The sequence below is a fragment of the Chitinophaga tropicalis genome, from assembly GCF_009758205.1.
In the GTDB taxonomy this organism is placed as follows: Bacteria; Bacteroidota; Bacteroidia; order Chitinophagales; family Chitinophagaceae; genus Chitinophaga; species Chitinophaga tropicalis.
Window position 1 is genome coordinate 216,577 of record NZ_WRXN01000002.1, and the last position, 17,497, is coordinate 234,073.

At 47.8% G+C, this 17,497-nt stretch carries 13 protein-coding genes; 1 reads left to right on the top strand and 12 read right to left on the bottom strand.

The window, feature by feature from the left end:
- Window positions 1-59: 59 nt before the first annotated feature.
- Together glpK and GO493_RS06720 are read right to left on the bottom strand one after the other, a co-directional pair.
- On the bottom strand, window positions 60-1,562 hold the full coding sequence (gene glpK, locus GO493_RS06715; protein ID WP_157305369.1) for a glycerol kinase GlpK: 1,503 nt from the start codon (window positions 1,560-1,562) through the stop codon (window positions 60-62).
- A 90-nt stretch (window positions 1,563-1,652) separates the two neighbouring features.
- Window positions 1,653-3,215 (bottom strand): glycerol-3-phosphate dehydrogenase/oxidase, encoded by a 1,563-nt coding sequence (locus tag GO493_RS06720; protein ID WP_157305370.1) that lies wholly within the window; start codon window positions 3,213-3,215, stop codon window positions 1,653-1,655.
- Window positions 3,216-3,382: 167 nt separating this feature from the next.
- Between GO493_RS06720 and GO493_RS06725 the strand changes: the two genes are divergently transcribed.
- Window positions 3,383-4,153 carry a DeoR/GlpR family DNA-binding transcription regulator gene (locus GO493_RS06725; protein WP_198315557.1) on the top strand — a complete coding sequence of 257 codons (771 nt, stop codon included), beginning with the start codon at window positions 3,383-3,385 and terminating at the stop codon, window positions 4,151-4,153.
- A 13-nt stretch (window positions 4,154-4,166) separates the two neighbouring features.
- Here the strand turns inward: GO493_RS06725 and GO493_RS06730 are convergent, their stop codons facing one another.
- The 10 genes from GO493_RS06730 to GO493_RS06775 all read right to left on the bottom strand — a co-directional run bounded on the left by GO493_RS06730 (window position 4,167) and on the right by GO493_RS06775 (window position 17,441).
- Window positions 4,167-4,862 (bottom strand): membrane or secreted protein, encoded by a 696-nt coding sequence (locus GO493_RS06730; protein WP_157305371.1) that lies wholly within the window; start codon window positions 4,860-4,862, stop codon window positions 4,167-4,169.
- Between the two features lie 177 nt (window positions 4,863-5,039).
- Window positions 5,040-5,915, bottom strand: coding sequence for a sterol desaturase family protein (locus tag GO493_RS06735; RefSeq protein ID WP_157305372.1), 876 nt, complete (start codon window positions 5,913-5,915; stop codon window positions 5,040-5,042).
- A 10-nt stretch (window positions 5,916-5,925) separates the two neighbouring features.
- On the bottom strand, window positions 5,926-6,090 hold the full coding sequence (locus tag GO493_RS06740; protein ID WP_157305373.1) for a hypothetical protein: 165 nt from the start codon (window positions 6,088-6,090) through the stop codon (window positions 5,926-5,928).
- 136 nt (window positions 6,091-6,226) lie between these two features.
- Entirely contained in the window at window positions 6,227-7,633 is a 1,407-nt protein-coding gene (locus GO493_RS06745) for an MATE family efflux transporter (RefSeq protein WP_157305374.1), read from the bottom strand.
- Between the two features lie 58 nt (window positions 7,634-7,691).
- Window positions 7,692-9,014: a lysine N(6)-hydroxylase/L-ornithine N(5)-oxygenase family protein gene (locus GO493_RS06750; protein ID WP_157305375.1), complete on the bottom strand. Its 1,323-nt coding sequence runs from the start codon at window positions 9,012-9,014 to the stop codon at window positions 7,692-7,694.
- 33 nt (window positions 9,015-9,047) lie between these two features.
- Entirely contained in the window at window positions 9,048-11,144 is a 2,097-nt protein-coding gene (locus GO493_RS06755) for a prolyl oligopeptidase family serine peptidase (RefSeq protein WP_157305376.1), read from the bottom strand.
- Window positions 11,141-12,913: an IucA/IucC family protein gene (locus tag GO493_RS06760; protein ID WP_157305377.1), complete on the bottom strand. Its 1,773-nt coding sequence runs from the start codon at window positions 12,911-12,913 to the stop codon at window positions 11,141-11,143. Before GO493_RS06760 ends, GO493_RS06755 begins: the two co-directional genes overlap by 4 nt.
- 5 nt (window positions 12,914-12,918) lie before the next feature.
- The gene (locus GO493_RS06765) at window positions 12,919-14,757 is read right to left on the bottom strand and encodes an IucA/IucC family protein (protein WP_157305378.1); all 1,839 of its coding nucleotides are present in this window, start codon (window positions 14,755-14,757) and stop codon (window positions 12,919-12,921) included.
- An 11-nt stretch (window positions 14,758-14,768) separates the two neighbouring features.
- Window positions 14,769-16,283, bottom strand: coding sequence for a pyridoxal phosphate-dependent decarboxylase family protein (locus GO493_RS06770; protein WP_157305379.1), 1,515 nt, complete (start codon window positions 16,281-16,283; stop codon window positions 14,769-14,771).
- 3 nt (window positions 16,284-16,286) lie between these two features.
- Window positions 16,287-17,441: a GNAT family N-acetyltransferase gene (locus GO493_RS06775; RefSeq protein WP_157305380.1), complete on the bottom strand. Its 1,155-nt coding sequence runs from the start codon at window positions 17,439-17,441 to the stop codon at window positions 16,287-16,289.
- Window positions 17,442-17,497: the final 56 nt, after the last annotated feature.

The window sequence follows — 17,497 nt, forward strand, 5'->3', positions numbered from 1 at the left end:
CTACCAGGATTTCTTTAAGTGGAATAGATTATTTCATAGCTGTATATGGAGAGGGCAGGTTATTCCTCTGCCCATCCCCTTGACCTGTCAAGCGCCTTTTTCCAGTAATGGAGCAGCTTTCCTGCTTTAGCACCTTCCATTGCAGGCTCAAACTTTTTATCAACCGCCCATTGCTGTTTCACTTCATCAATGCTCTTCCAGTACCCCACAGCCAGACCGGCAAGATAGGCCGCTCCCAGGGCGGTGGTTTCCAGTACCTTCGGACGAACAACCGCACTACCAAAAATATCCGCCTGGAACTGCATCAGCGCATTGTTGGCAACAGCGCCGCCATCTACTCTTAGTTCGGTTGACTTTTTACCGGAATCAGATTCCATCGCGCTCAACAGGTCATACACCTGGAACGCAATACCCTCCAGCGCTGCACGGGCAATATGAGCCGCTGTCGTACCACGGGTAATGCCAACTATTGTACCGCGGGCATACTGGTCCCAATACGGAGCGCCTAATCCCGTCAGTGCAGGTACAAAGTATACGCCGCCATTATCCTCTACAGAAGCTGACAGCGTTTCACTTTCAGCAGAAGTCTTTATAATGCCCAGCCCATCACGCAGCCATTGTATAGCGGCGCCGCCAACAAACACACTACCCTCCAGGGCATACGTTACTTTACCATCAATCTTCCAGGCCACGGTAGATACCAGGTTGTTCTTAGACAATACAGGCTTATTACCGGTATTCATCAACAGGAAGCATCCGGTACCATAGGTATTCTTTGCCATACCCTCGTCTACGCACATCTGCCCGAAGAGCGCCGCCTGCTGATCGCCTGCTATACCTGCAATAGGGATCTTGGAAGCAAACAGGGTAGTGGCTGTTTCACCATATACCTCACTGCTCTGTTTTACCTGTGGCAGCATGCTTTCAGGGATGGTAAAGAGTTCAAGCAGCTCCTTGTCCCATTCCATAGTATGAATATTGAACAGCAGTGTACGGGAAGCGTTCGTAACATCGGTGATGTGCATAGCGCCCCGGGTGAATTTCCATACCAGCCAGCTGTCAATAGTACCAAAGCATAATTCGCCTTTTTCCGCCCGCTCTCTGGCGCCTTTCACATTATCCAGTATCCACTTCACTTTTGTGCCTGAAAAGTAGGCGTCTATTACAAGCCCTGTTTTCTCTCTGATCTTCTCTGACAGGCCTTTTTCTTTCAGTTCATCACAATACTTCGCAGTACGCCTGTCCTGCCACACAATAGCGTTATATAGCGGAATACCCGTTTCCCTGTCCCATACCACTGTTGTTTCCCGCTGGTTAGTGATGCCTATAGCGGCAATGTTGGTACCGTTAAGATCGGCTTTGGCTATTACTTCGGCGGCAACGGACGACTGCGTATACCAGATCTCATTAGCGTCATGTTCTACCCATCCCGGCTGGGGGAAGATCTGTTCAAATGGTTTTTGCGATACGGCTATCATTTCTCCCTGGTGATTGAATATAATAGCACGCGAAGAGGTAGTGCCCTGATCAAGGGCAAGGATGAACTTTTCTTTTGTGTTCATAAACCAAGCTTTAAAAGTCTGAAAAAAACCGGTGGCGGCGCCCTGCGCAGCAATGAGGCGCCACCGGGAAGTTAGATGCACTGATGCTTATCAGTTCAGCGTATATCCTTTGGCTAGAATGGTGAAGTCATTTAATTCCTCCTGTACCCAGCTGGCAGGGCGGCCAGTCTCCTCTGCAACGATACCGGCTACAACAGGGGCGGCTTCCAGTGCCGCATGCACATCGAGGAACAGCAGCCGCAGGCGGCGGCCCAGCACATCCTCCACACGTCTGGCATACTCGTTTCTTACAGCCCATACTACCATGGCTTTGGTGTATGGATAGCCTGTAGCAATAGGAGCCGCCAGGGTAGGAGAGGCCTCTGTGAGGGCTTTGATACCGTCAATATCTGTTCCGTAAAAGCGCAGCGGGTCCATAAGGTTGCTGCCTGTTGTATAACCGTGGATATGGAGTTGTTCCGTAACACAGGCCTTATTGGGAAGGCGGCCTGTTTCTATGGCTTTCTGCAGGGTGTCCTGCGCCATGCGGCGGAAGGTGGTCCACTTGCCGCCGGTAATGGTGATCAGCCCGGATTCAGATACAATGATCTTATGGCTCCGGGAAATCTCTTTTGTTTTAGCGCCATCCTGTTTGGGAGCGGCCAGCGGCCGCAGGCCGGCAAATACCGCCAGCACATCGCTACGCTGTGGCTTTCTTACCAGGTATTTACCTGCGGTCGAAAGTATAAAGCTGATCTCCTGTTCCAGTGCATGCGGCTCCAGCTCAGGATGGTCCCGCAAGGTATCTGTAGTGCCAACGATCAGTTTATTATGCCAGGGAACAGCAAAAAGTACCCTGCCATCATCCGTTTCCGGTATCATCAACGCATTTTCTCCCGGAAGGAAAGAACGGTCCAGCGTAATATGCACACCCTGGCTGGGTTTTACCATATGAGGCGCATCCGGCCTGTCCATCTGCAGCACATTATCTACATATACTCCCGTCGCATTGATCACTACCTTACCGGTAGCTTTATATGTTTTGCCGGTTTCGATGTCTTTCGAAATAATCCCGCAAACTTTCTTATTATTATCTTTTATCAGGGCTTCTACTTTCATGTAGTTCAGCACGGTAGCACCATATTCTATAGCCGTCTGGGCAATATTCAGCGCCAGGCGTGAATCATCAAATTGCCCGTCATGATATACCACTCCGCCTTTCAGGCCTTCCTGCTTAATAGTCGGCAGGGCCGCTATGGTTTTCTGCCGGTTAATATAACGGGAAGGGCCCAGGCTGAGACGGCCGGCCAGCATATCGTAGAATTTCAGACCAATTGTGTATTTTATATTATTGAACCACGAGTAATTAGGTATGACAAAAGTTTCGTTCTTTGTGAGATGAGGGGCATTCTTAAGCAGCAGCCCCCTTTCATGACAGGCTTCCCTTACCAGGCCAATATCACCCTGGGCCATATAACGCACGCCGCCATGCACCAGTTTCGTAGCTTTGCTGGAAGTACCTTTGGCAAAGTCAGCCTGTTCTACCAGCAGGGTTTTATAATTGCGGGTAGCGGCATCCATGGCTATTCCCAGCCCTGTAGCGCCGCCTCCGATAATGATCACATCCCATTCAGGTACATCGGATAATGTTTGTAATAACTGCAATCTGTCCATAATGGTAAGTATTTTGAACCAATCGAAAGTTTCTTATAGTTTCTTTTCTTTCATAAAGGTGTTTCGTTTTGTTATTATTTCCAAATTTTTCTTGGCTTTTAAGGTTTTTTTAAGAAAAGGGTTACTATTGTATTATAATAGTGTTACTATTTTACCAAAAAGTAATTATGAAAGTTGATTCAATGGCGCAACGCCATGCTTACATACTGGACCGCGTTAAGAAAGAAGGGAATGTCCGTGTAGCCGATCTGCTGGCAGCCCTGGACGTCTCCGCCGTTACCATCAGGAAAGATCTGGCACTCCTCGAAGAAAAGAAACTGCTCTTCCGTACACATGGCAACGTCAGCCTGGCCAACCCTTACACCAAAGATCGCGATGTAAATGAAAAAGAGAATATCCTGGCAGATCAGAAAACCAGGATAGGCCTGAAAGCCGCAGAACTGATAGAACCAGACGATGCCATCATTATTGCGTCCGGAACTACCGTATTGCAACTGGCACGCGCTATCCCCAAAGAAATGCGGCTCACAGTCCTTACTTCCGCCATGAATATCTCCATGGCGCTGCTGGATAAGCCCAACGTAGAGATAGTACAGCTGGGAGGAATAGTACGTAAAACCTCCACCTCGGTAACCGGCAACTATGCCGAAAGCATTCTCGATAACTTCACCTGCAGCAAACTGTTCCTCGGCGTTGACGGGATCGATCCGGAACAGGGATGCACCACGTCCAATATGATGGAGGCTACCCTGAATAAAGCCATGATCCGCACAGCACAGAAAACCATCATCCTGACAGATTCATCTAAATTTGGCCGCAGAGGCTTCGGAAAGATCTGCATGCTCAACGAAATAGATCAGATCATCACGGATGACGGTATCAGTAGCAGTATGGTACAGGACCTGGAAAACATAGGCGTGGAAGTGACTATCGTTTAAGGTCATCTTCGGCTCATTTCCTTGTCCACTCCTCGTGAATAGGATCTCCTTTAGAGCTCTTGCCGCTATGGTCCCAGGTGTCGCCATTCAGTACCCCCTTAAATGTTAAACTGGCGCCTACCCGGCTGTTATCCCTTGAAAAGAACTCTATCTTTTCTGTGTATACACCATTATCAAATGTATAGGTACCTCCACCGGTACCGAAGAACCCGCCGGTTTCAGTGTTGATAGCTACCCACTGGAATTTGGTCCCTGTCAGGATCTTAATGGTTTTCCTGGCGCCGGGTTTCATCTGGTTCATCTTACCATTGGCTTCCCTGCCGGTGATCTGCCATACACCGGCCATTACACTGTTACCATCATCTACTCTTGTCCAGGTATTCGTTTCATTTCCCAGTGTCAGCACTAACTGGTCTCCCTCAAATTTGGCAATGGCCTCCGGATGCTTCCCTACCTGGGAGGAATCTTTTGAATTAAATTCAATGTTGGTAGTAGCGCCATCATCCGAAGTACCTTCCCAGGTACCGCCGGTCGTAGAAACAAAACCTTCTTTATTATAAGTAGCGATGCTGAAATAGCCAGGAGTGATCAGCATTAAGGACGTATTATCGCCGGAGGTGGTTTTCCATGCCCCGATTGCGGGCGATTGCGCATACAGGTTAAAGAGACTCAGCACAGTGAGCAGGATTAATAAACAGGTCTTTTTCATAATCTGGTGGATTTGTAACAAAAGTAAAGAAATGTTCTCTTCGATATTTCTAAACCTTCTGTCCATACTTTCAAAAAACTGTGCCCATAAACTATTCCCATCTGGAAGAGAGCAGCAGGCTCCCGCTCAAAAAAACAGGTTTTGCCGAAGGCAAAACCTGTTTTTTTGAGCAACTATTTATTCCTCATCATCCATCCTTACCACTGGTCCATTAGCCGATAACTCACTGTCACGCACACGCGATTTTAACACCGGCCACAGGAACTGTGCATACCACTCATCCCTTTCATAATGAGAAATACCATAAGCAGACGGATACTTACGGGTAATAAGCCCCGTACCAAAGATGATGTCCCAGATAAAGAACATATTCCCGAAATTCCCCTTGTAATAACCAACCCCATCGTCCGATGTAACGGCATGATGAGCATGATGCGTAGCAGGAGTGGAAATAAACCTTTCCATTACCCAGGCTACAGGATGCAGCCATTTAATACGGTAAAAAGGCTTGTCCCACGGAATGCTGGAATGTGCCGCTGCTACAATGATCGACTTCATACCAGCCACAAAAAGCGCCGGGTAACCAAGCCCCAGGTATACCAGCGTTACCACAAGATATACCTGTGAGAACAACAGCACATGGATCAGGTTATTCCTGAAATAAACTGCCACTCCCATATAAGGCGCTGAATGATGGGTACGGTGAAACCGCCATAATACCGGTACCTGGTGATGCAGCCGGTGGTTCCAGTATTGTGTAAGATCATCCGCTACAGCTATGATCACCGCTCCCCAGAAGAACGGTACCCACGAAAGTGAGCCCTGCAGACCTGGTAATAATACAGGTAATAACTGCAAACTGAAATAAGCCAGTATCGGACGGAAGAGTATCTTCGGAATAGCAAAGCTCAACAGGTCAAGTATAAACTCATTCCTGTCCGCTTTCCTGTTATATAACCCAAAAAGAAATTCTATACACCCTACTATCAGCAACAGAACTGGCAATCCCCAGCCGTTGATGTGTTGAAATAAAGCTTCTACATATTTAAGCATAAAAATTTTTTCACTTGTTAACAGTAAGCTCAGTCGCTTGCTTCTGCTCCTTCCAGGGCCGCTCTCCTTTAATATAAAACCAAAGGAACATCAATGCCACCGGAAGGGCATAGAGAAACAGGGAAATAACCCCGTCTCTCACCAGCTTCTTCGCAACATCTTTTTCTATTTTCATACACGAACAATTTATTATCCAAAATGAGTGATCAGCCAGAACCCGGCAAAGAAAACCAGGAACGGCACAACTATCAGCAGGAGGCCGAGTATTATCTTCTTAAATAACAACACAATGTCTGACATGATATTAAGTTTTAAATACGGATACTTTTCCATTTTCCCTTCCTGAAAATAATAATGCAAACAGCTGCCAGCACTACCTCAGAAAGCAGAATGGCTCCAAATATACCCTTAGAGCCCATGTTGAAATAAATTCCGGTCAGATAAGCCAGGGGCAGCTGTATAATATAGAACATCAGTATATACATCAGCGTTACAATATTCACATACCCCGCCGCATTGAGCGATCGTGAAATAACCATCGTATACCCAAAGAAGAAAAACGCAATAGCCATACAACGCAGGTATAGCACAGCATTCTCCTGTATCGCCGGCTCACTGGCAAATACGCTGACTATATTCCCGGTAAACAGTAACAGTATACAGGAGATCAGCCCCAGGAAACACATATTGAACATCCCCGTTTTCCATACAGACTGTTCAGCTCTTTCCGGTTTACCGGCGCCCAGGTTCTGCCCGGTCAGCACCCCGGCAGCATTGGCAATACCCCATGCGGGCAATGTTGCACATACAATGATCCTGTCTGCTATAATATACCCGGTCAGCGCCGCCTCTCCAAGCTGCGCTACAATAATGATCATTAGCAGCCAGCTGGAAGCCGGGATCAGGTATTGTAAAGTACCGGCAGAACCGATCTTCCAGAGCTTCTTCATAACAGAAGGCACAACGATCAGCTGCTGCCTGCCTATTACCAGTACCGTCTTTTTCTTTCCCAGGTAAAAGAACTGGTAACATACAGCTATAAGATTACCCAGGCCATTGCCAATAGCAGCTCCCAATAAACCCAATGCCGGTATAGGACCATATCCGAAAATGAGGATACCTCCCAGCGCAGTGTTCATTATAAAAGCGAGCAAAAAAGTACGCATAGCCATAGCGGCATCTCCTGAACCACGAAAAATACCATTCATCAACACCCTCAGCATCAGGAAAATAATACAGCCAAAACGCACCTTGGCATAGGCATCACCTTCCTGCGCCAAAGCCTCCGATGCTCCTATGGCATAAAGTATCTGCTTACTGAACGTAATAGTGATAACACTGAATAACAACGCTACCGCAATACCTGTATAGATAGACTGAACAGCCGTCAGACCAGCTGTTTGCGGCTTCTTTTCTCCTATACGCCTCGCTATAAGGGAACTGGCCGCAATGTTCAACCCAACGGGAATAGCATAGATGACCAGTATAACAGAACCTATCATACCTGCCAGGTTGATGGCATTGTCTCCCAGGCGACTCACATACAGCAGGTCCACCACAACGAACAAAGACTCTATCATCAGCTCCACCATAGCCGGAAGCGATAAAAGAAAAGCCGCACGTGCCACACTGCTGGTAGTAAAATTCTTTTCCTTGCCCAGCATGGCTATCTTAAATAAACTGAAAATAGAACGGGTCCTGACAACCAGTGATTGCATTACTAATCTGTTTTTAGGAAGCCCGCCCTTCGCAGGCCTCCTGATCTATAGAATGTTTTTATCTGACGCTGACAGCCTTTTCAAGATGCTGCACGCCAAAATCCTGGAATGCGATCTGCTCCTCCAGCTTATATACCTCCCTGCCTGTTATCTTATTGATGATCCAGGAATTACGGTAGGCGCCCAGGCTGAGGTCCGGCGCTACGAAGCCATGTGTCTGTGTCTCTGCATTCTGCACAAAGATCTCCTGCTCATTAATGTCAACAGTATAGTTACGTTGCGCATTAAAAGAACCATTACGGTTAAAGCGGATGCGGTCACTGATCCCTTCCAGGCAAGCGGGCCTGTTATACCTGTAACCTGTTGCAAGCACCACAAATCCTGCCTGGTGGGAGAACTGCTGCTGCTGGTCCACCTGCGTGAACTGCAGCGTATAATAACCTTCCCGTAAAGCAGGGGAGATCTCTGTCAGCTCACAGTTAGCCCTCAGCTGTACATCGATCGTTTCTCCTCCCACGGTCATCTCATACATGGCATCATAGATCTGGTCTATCAGGCTGCCATTGATCCCCTTTGAAAGAGAATTCTGTGTGGATAGTATCCGGCCCCGCTGTTCGGCAGACAGGCTGTAGAAATACTCAATATAGTTGTGAGAGCTCAGCTCCAGCGTCAGTTTGGAATGCTCCATCGGAAAGAAACGGTCAGAACGGGTAAACCAGTTCAGCCGGAAACCTTCCCTGGTAGCAGGCAACAGGTCATAGAACACTTCCGCTGCACTCTGCCCGGAACCGATGATGGTCAGTGTACCCTTTTTCAGGATATCTTCCCTGTACGCCAGGTACTCCGAAGTATGCACCACATCCGGCAGGTTGTCCTTATCAATAAAAGAGGGTGTGTAAGGCTGCGTACCCGTGCCCAATACCAGTCTTTCACTGAAATACACAGTTGTTTCTCCGGTACGTGTATGCTGCACAGTTATCTCATATAACCCGTTTTCATACCCGGTATTGACCACTTTATGTGAGAACTTGCAATTGCTCAGTTGTTCTACCACCCATTTACAGTACACATTATACTCACGGCGCAGCATATAAAACTCATGGCGGATAAAGAAACGGTATAAACGGCCTGTCTGCTTCAGGAAGTTCAGGAAGCTGTATTTACTGGTCGGATCAGCCATGCTTACCAGGTCTGTACCCATGAACGGGTCCTGTAAGGTTGTATTATTCAACATCAGGCCCGGGTGCCAGTCAAAAGCATCTGTCTGGTCAAAGAACAGGGCAGAGACTTCTTTCACAGGTTCCAGCAAAGCCGCCAGCCCCAGGTTAAACGGACCTATCCCTATGCCGATAATTGAATAAACTGTCTTGTCTGTTTGCATTTTTATAAAAGATTTTTAATGTTGAGTTGATACTTACCACTTCACATTCAGTTGACTGAAAATAAAGCTCCAGGCATCTGCTGCTTCCGCAATGAGCTTTGTAGTAGGCTTGCCAGGCCCATGTCCTGCATTACTATCTATACGGATCAGCACAGGATTATCTCCTGCCTGTTTTTCCTGCAGGGTAGCCACATATTTATAGGAATGCGCAGGCACAACGGTGTCATCATGATCTGCTGTAAGCACCAGTGTTGCCGGGTAACGAACACCAGCTTTGATGTTATGCAGCGGCGAATATTTCACCAGGTATTCAAACTGCTCTTTATTATCGCTCGTACCATATTCTTCCGCCCAGGTACTGCCAATAGTGAACTTATGATAACGTAGCATATCCATAGCGCCTACTACAGGAATGGCCGCTTTAAAAAGCTCCGGCCGCTGGTTAATACAGGCGCCTACCATAACCGCACCGGTAGAGACTCCGGTGATGGCAATACGTGCAGGTTGCGTATACTTTTCCCGGATCAGGTATTCCGTGGCGGCAATGAAATCATCAAACACATTCTGCTTATTACCACGCATACCACCCCTGTGCCATGCCTCACCATACTCATTCCCTCCGCGCAGGTTAGGCTGGGCATAGATACCGCCTCTCTCCAGGAATATCATCCTCGCTACATTGAAAGCAGGAGTGAGGTTACGCTTAAAACCACCATGCCCCTGCATAAAAACAGGATTATTGCCATCCAGCCTTGTACCTTTCTTACAGACAATGAACATAGGTAGCCGGGTGCCATCTTTTGATGTTACAAATACCTGCCTGGTTTCATACCCCGTCGTGATACCTTTAAAATCCGGTTTCCTGTAGAGCACTGATTTCCCTGAAACAACATCCAGCCTGTACACAGTTTCCGGGGTAGTAAAGTCCGTATACGTGTAGAAGATATCCTTATCTGCTTTCCTGGCAGAGAAGTTACGGGCAGTACCTATGCCCGGAAGCTGCACATCCCGGACCTTCCTGCCGCTGTAATCATACTGGCTTACCAGCGTACGGGCATCTTTCAGGTAGCATGCCCACATATAACCTCCTGCCAGGTCTATATTCTCCAGTGAGGACCTTTGTTCAGGTATAACCGTCTGCCAGTGTTCCTTCTCCGGATGCGCCGGGTCCAGCAACACTACTTTGTTATTAGGGGCATCAGTATCTGTCTGCAATAATAACTTCCCGCCTTTATTGTCTACAACAATGTTGTGATTGTCGTATCCTTTGATAAGCGGCTGAATACGGCTCCCTGGAACTGACAGGTCCTGGTAATGCAACGCATTGCCGGTAGAACTGGTCAGCTTAAAACCCAGGAAAGAGCCCGGCAGTGAAGATATGATCAGGAAGCGTTGATCTTCCGTTACAAATGCCGCTACACTTAACCGGGCTTCGAAAACAAGGCTGTCAGCCTCCTGCAAAGTGCCCAGCCTGTGGAAGTACACCTGGTTCAGCGTATTCCTGGCAGAAAGCTCCATACCTTTTTCCGGGGCAGGATAACGGCTGTAATAAAAACCATTGCCCTTCCATGCCGCCCGCGGGAACTTCACCCATTTCAGCTCATCATTCAGTTCCTTACGGGAGATAATGTCCATCACATGAAGGGTGTTCCAGTCAGATCCTGCATATGCCACCGCATATGCCAGGTAACGGTTATCCGTCGAAAACCCAAGCATGGTAACAGCTGTAGTACCATTGGCCGAAAGCTTATTCGGGTCCAGCAACTCTTCTTCGGCACCATTCAGCCCCTTACGGAGAAACCATACATTCTGTGGTTGCAATCCATTATTCCTCGTAAAGAAATAATATTCTCCGGCCTTTACAGGGGGTGTTTCCCTGGCGTAGTTCCAGGTAGAGGAAAGATGTTCCGTAAGTGCTTTCCTGAATGGAATAGCATCCAGGTAACTGTTGGTAAGCTTATTTTCTGCTGTTATCCACTCCCTCGTTCTGGCCAGCGTATCATTCTCCAGCCAGCGGTACGGATCAGGAATAATGGTGCCGGAATAGTTATCCTTTACCGTATCCTTAAACATTGGCTGGGCCTGGGCGTTCAAAGCAGCCAGTAATATGATCAAAAGAACTCTCATCATACCTGTGGTTTATAAACAGCAACAGGGTTCTTTACTTCACCTATGCCGGGTACGTCAAATGGATTGGCACGGTCCCTCAGTTTACGGCTGTTCAGGATCTGCATCCTGTTCAACGCATCAGGAGCTATTACCGGTGTGAACAGGTCATACTGGTCAAATTTTCCGGCCATTTCAGGGAACTGCTGCTGGTATTCCAGTATACAGGCTGCTACCAGTTGCCAGAATTCCTGCTCCGGTAACCCGCCCTGTTCTGCCAGTATCGCTGCAATAAAACGGAAGATGCCATCAAACAACTGTGTGAAGATGGGCCTTGTCCTGAAAGATTCCGGTATGCTCACCTGTATGCGCCTGGCCTTTTCAGGCAACACAACGTCCATATCCATCAGTGTCACCTCTTCGCCTATATCTTTCATAATAGCCCTCACCGGCACGTTGTTCTCCAATACCAGGACAATGTTCTCTCCATGTGGCATGAACACCATATCATAGCGGTAAAAACAATGCAGTAACGGCTTCATATAACGGTCCAGGTAGGCTTTCACCCACTCAGGCGCCGTAAGCCCGGACGTACTGATCAGCTCCGGCAGCAACGCATTCCCCTGCGGATCAATATGCAGCAATGCCGCCATGGTCATAAGCTTCTGCCCGGGTTGCAGCTTCGATACAGGGCTTTCCCTCCACAGAGAGGCCAGCATCTTTTTATACGGACTGTCTTCCTGCAACGCATCTTCAAAATGCTGATTGGTATAGCCTGTAGCTGCTATCTCCCGCAACACACAGAAGCCATTCTCCTGTAAATATCCGTCTGCTTCTACTACAGAATATACCCACTCATTAATAGCAGGCGTAGTACGCATGAAATAGGGAGAGAGTATCCTCACATACCCCATGTTAAGTATACCCAGCGCCGTTTTTACATAACTCTTTTCACCATTGCTACGGTTAAAGAAAGTTCGGATAGATTGCTGCGGCTGGTATGTATCTGCGCTGTGACCCAGGCATACCAGCATGTTGGTGGCAATGTCCGGCGCAAAAAGATTCGTCAGCTTATTATACCACTGCCACGGGTGTACGGGAATGAAATAATAGTCATCCGTACTCAACCCTCTGCCTTTCAATACGGCATTGAACCTGGCAATGTCGTCTACACTCAGCTCCTGGTGTATAAGCTGCTCATATTCCAGGTTTTCTATCCCCGTAAATTCTGCCCTGCTTTTATGCCCGGCCAGCCATATAAGCGGAAGTGGCTGCGCCGCTTCAGGCGCATATTTATGATAGTCTGTTACATCAAATCCTACACGGCCATTATTAGTAATAAAACGGGGATGACCTGTCATAGCCTGCTCTACCTCCTGGTAACCGGCATAGGCCAGGTAGGCGGCGCCCGGTCCGCCCTGGCCATGAAGGTAAGCACTACCATACAACGTACCCGCTACTTCTTCCATATAATCAGGCAATGCAGCCGGGGCTATCCCTATCTGGTAATTCAGATCCGTAATAAAACTGATAGCTTCTAACGGAGCCGTATCGCCATCAACTATTTTCTCAATAGAATCAGGGTTCACATACCAATGATTCAGGCTGTACACCCTGGCGGAAAACCTGTATAGCGTACCTGCACTTTCAGCGCGCAGCACATAAACGCCGGACTGCTCTTCCGGTTGCAGAATAGCTTCATGAGATAGCTCTGCTATTATTTTACTGATAAACAACCGGATCACTTTCTGAAATACCTCCGGTTGCCGGGTTATTGTTTGAGTTACTTGCATTTTCTTTAATTGAGCGTTAACACTGGCTGAGTTCGGTGGATAGTCATCGGGTTCTTCAATACACCTGCAAACTGCTGACTCTTAAATGGATCATACATATGATCTACCATCTTCCTGTTATTGCGTATCTGCAACCGGTTAAGACATGTCTTGATGATCTCGGGGGCAAACAGGTCTATCTTCGCAAACTTCTCACTTAACTCCGGATGCAGCTGCTGGTATTCTGTAATACAATCTGCTACCAGCTTCCAGAACTGCTCTTCCGGGTAGTTTGCATGTTCCACCAGGATATGGGACAGAAAACGGAAAAAGCAGTCAAATGCCTGCGTGAAGATGGACAGTATCCTCAGGTGATCTGCTACCTTCATATAGATTTGTTTTACATTGTCCGGCATAGGAAGTTCCGGGTTCAGCACCGCTATCTCTTCTGCTATATCCTTCATAATGGCGCCTGCAGGAATGTTATTCTCAATAATGAGTATCAGGTTCTCCCCATGTGGCATAAAACGCATATCATGATAGTAATAGCAATGCAGCAACGGGGTAAGGTAACAATCCAGGTAACGCTTCAGCCAGGCGGTCACACTGAGACCGGAAGCTTTTATCAGCTCCGGCAGCAAAGCATTGCCATAACTGTCTACGTGCAGGAGAGCAGCCATGGTCATTAACCGCTGACCAGGTTTCAGGCGCTTTTGCGGACTTTCACGCCACAACGCAGATAGCATACCATTATAGGAAGAATTATCATCTTTGATAATGCTGGCATAATGAGGATTGGTATAACCTACGGCCGCTACTTCCTGCAACAACACAAAACCTTTCTCGCGGAGAAACGCATCGCTCTCTACCACATGATTCACCCATTCGCTGATAGGCGGGGCCGTCAACACAAAGCTGGCATGCAACCCTCTCATAAAACCCATATTCAGGATAGAAAGAGAGGTCTTCGTATAACGGCGATGCGGAGACGTAACATTATAAAAAGTACGGATAGACTGCTGGGGAATATATTTATCCTTCGCAGCTCCGAGGTATACTAACTGGTGACTGGAAAGATCAGCAGCAAAGATCGTTGCCAGCTTATTAAACCACTGCCAGGGATGTACCGGTATGAAATAATAAGATACTGCATCCAGCTGCAGGTCTTCCAGTATCTTAATAAACTGCGCCCGCGTATCTGCATCCAGCTCATCACTGATCAGTTCTTCATATGGAAGGTCAGTCACACCCGCATAACCCGTTCTGTCCTTATGGGCAGCCAGCCAGATCAGGGCAAAAGGATCTGCCGCCTCCGGCGCAAACTGACGATAATCAGTAGCATCAAAACCTATACGCCCGTTGTTGGCAACGAAGCAGGGATGCCCCGCCATCATGGCCTGCTCAATAACCTGGTAGTCAGAGACTGCCAGCTCCTTAGCGGTCATTGTATTGTAAGTATGCATGTAGGCGCTGCCACAAAGTGTACTGCTGATCTCTTCCAGGTATACCGGAAGAACAGCTTCACTGATACCAATGGTCTTTTTGAACTCAATGATAAAGCGGATAGAATCTACAGCCACACAGTTATTATTCACGTATTTCCAGATAGAATCTGTATCTATATACCAGTGGTCAAGACTTAACACCTTGGCGCGGAACCGGTACTCTATAGAAGGATCGTCCGTATGCAGCACATAATATCCCCAGCCATTCTCTGTGTATTGCAGCTGTGGCTCAATAAGCAGTTCATGCGCAAACTCACTGATGATCTTACGCACATGCAGCCTGTTCACCTTGTTCCATACAGTCGGGTTCAGATGTGCCGCCGCTTGCTCCGGCGTTATATTGATAGGAGGTTTATTCATTGTAGTATGTTTTACAGGGCAGGTGAAAGATGTTGTTTCATGAAAGCAGCGCCATGCTTTTTGATGATGGACACTATGTTCCGGATATCGTTGAGCGTAGTAAGCGGATTAAGCAGCGTGAACTTAAGATAGAACGCATCATTCACTCTCGTTCCTGCCACTATCGCCTTACCTTCCTGGAACATTTCCTTCTTGATGTACTGGTTAAGTTTATCAGAGAAAACATCATCCTGTACGCCGGCAGGGTAGTAGCGGAATACCAGGGCACTGATGTCAGAGTGTGTCAGCAACTGGAAATCGCCGTCTTTCTCCAGTATATTGGCTGTCTTCTCCGTAGTTTCAATGATAGTCTCTATATATGTGCCCAGCTTTTCCTTACCCATCAGGCGCAGGGTACACCAGAGCTTCAGCGCATCAAACCGGCGTGTGCTCTGGGTAATGGTTTTGTTGATCTGGTTCAGCCCTTCAAAAACATTCTCCTGCGGATTCAGATAATCAGCATGATGTGTGATCAGCTCCAGGTAACGGTTATCCCTCACCAGGAATGCACTGCTGCTGATAGGCTGAAAGAATGCCTTATGATAATCAGTAGTAACAGAATTAGCCCGCTCAATGCCATTCAGCAGATGGCGGTATTTTTCTGTAAGTAACAGTCCGCAGCCATAAGCCGCATCCACATGGAACCAGATGCCATACCTGGCGGCTATTTCTCCGATAGGGACCAGCGGATCAATATTTCCGAAATCTGTAGTACCCGCAGTAGCAATCACGGCTACAGGCAGGTTACCCTGCTCCAGTTCTTTTTTGATGGCCTGCTCCAGGTCAGCAGGCGATAAACGGAAACCGTTATCGGTCTTCACTTTAACGAGCGATTTTTCTCCCAGCCCCATTAAAGACACCGTATTCTGCACACTGAAGTGCGTCATTTCAGAAACAAAGATCCTGAAGCGGGAAGCTTCTGCCGGCAAACCGTTCTTCCTGGTGTCATGTCCCAGTTTCTCTTTCGCAAAATAATCCCTCGCCAGGAGTAGCCCCATCAGGTTACTCTGTGAGCCTCCGGCGGTGAATACACCGTCCGCCTGGGCGCCGAAGCCTATTTCATTACAGGTCCAGGAAACCAGTTTCTGTTCCATAAGGGTGCCGCCTGCGCTTTGGTCCCACGTATCCTGTGAAGAGTTGATCGCGGCTATCACTACCTCTGCCGCCAGTGCCGGTATAACAATAGGGCAGTTAAGATGTGCTATATAATTAGGCAGATGGAAGGCTGTAGCATGGTTAACGTACAGTTCCTCCACTTCGCGGAAAAGGCTTTCATAATCAGGGAGGGGAGTATCAAAATCCACCTGGCTGAACAAAGCCCTGAGTTGATCTGGGGTAATACCGCTGAAAGGAGTACGGTTATTTTCCAGGAATGAGTTGACCAGTTGTTTGGCGGAGTTTACAGCATTGTTATATTCTTCTGCAGCACCTTCATGGAAGATATCTTTAAAAGCCGTTGCTGTCTGCGGGAGCGTAATGTAATCCATTGTCTATTGAATAAGTTGAGTAACGAATGATTCTTTTTGTCTGTGACTGGCATACTGCTGGCGGGTGCAGAAAGCCAGAAATGCTTTTTTATGTGGCAGGGAGAGCTCTTGTACATATTCAAAACCTACCCGCCGGGTCAGCACATGCATCTTCTCATTCCGGGTATCCGGTTCCACAATGATCCTCTCTACCGCATTGTCTGTCAGCATATAGTCCATGATGGTTTCCAGTATATGCAGGGTGAACCCGTGAATAGGCCTGTCCGGCGGAGCAACCAGCAGATGCAGGCCATAATCACCCTCCTGCACATCATAATATTTCCCGATCGGATCATTCATAGCCCAGTAACTTTCCCACAGGAATGCAGGAACATCGTTATAGAACCCCATGAATGCCTGTGCATGTTTTGCCTGGGTGATGGCGGTATAGGCCGTTCTTACCTGTTCTGCCGTAGTACGCTGCATCTGCCAGTACTGAGCATATTCCCTGTTCACCCAGTTGTGAATAAGGGGGATATCGTTCTCCAGCTGTAGCGGCCGGAAAGAGAAGTTGCCCAGCTTAGGCGCCTGCTGTGTATAGATATAAGGCACCGTACAGCTGCCCGCACTTTTAGCGGCGGCATACTGTTCACGTGTACAGAATGCCAGGTAGGCCTGCTTCTGTGGCAGGGAAATGATCTTCCTGTATTCAAACCCGGCCCGCTTGTTAAGGATATGTATCTTTTCATTCCGTACATCCGGCTCCACCACCAGCCGCTCTACAGCCGGATCAGAAAGCATGTGATCAATAATGGTAGTAAATACGTTCCAGGTGAAGTTATGAATAGGCTTATCTGCCGGCGCCACCAGTATATGAAATCCGAAATCTCCCGGCCTGGCGTCATAATAGCTGCCCAGCGGATCGTTCTTCACCCAGTAACATTCCAGGAGAAAGGCCGGTTTCCCGTTATAGAAACCCATCAGCACCTTTGTATCTTTTGCCTGGGTAATAGCGGTATATGCCGCTTTAACATCTTCCGGGGTAGTATTCTGCATCTGCCAGTAACGGGCATATTCCCTGTTCACCCAGTCATGTATAACGGGAATATCCTGCTCCATCTGCAATGCGCGCAGGGAGAACAGGCTGTTGTCAACCTGTGTCAATCTAAGATCAGACATGTGTAATTTTTATTCCTTATTGTCTCAGTCTGTCCCGCAGCTGCGGACAAACTATT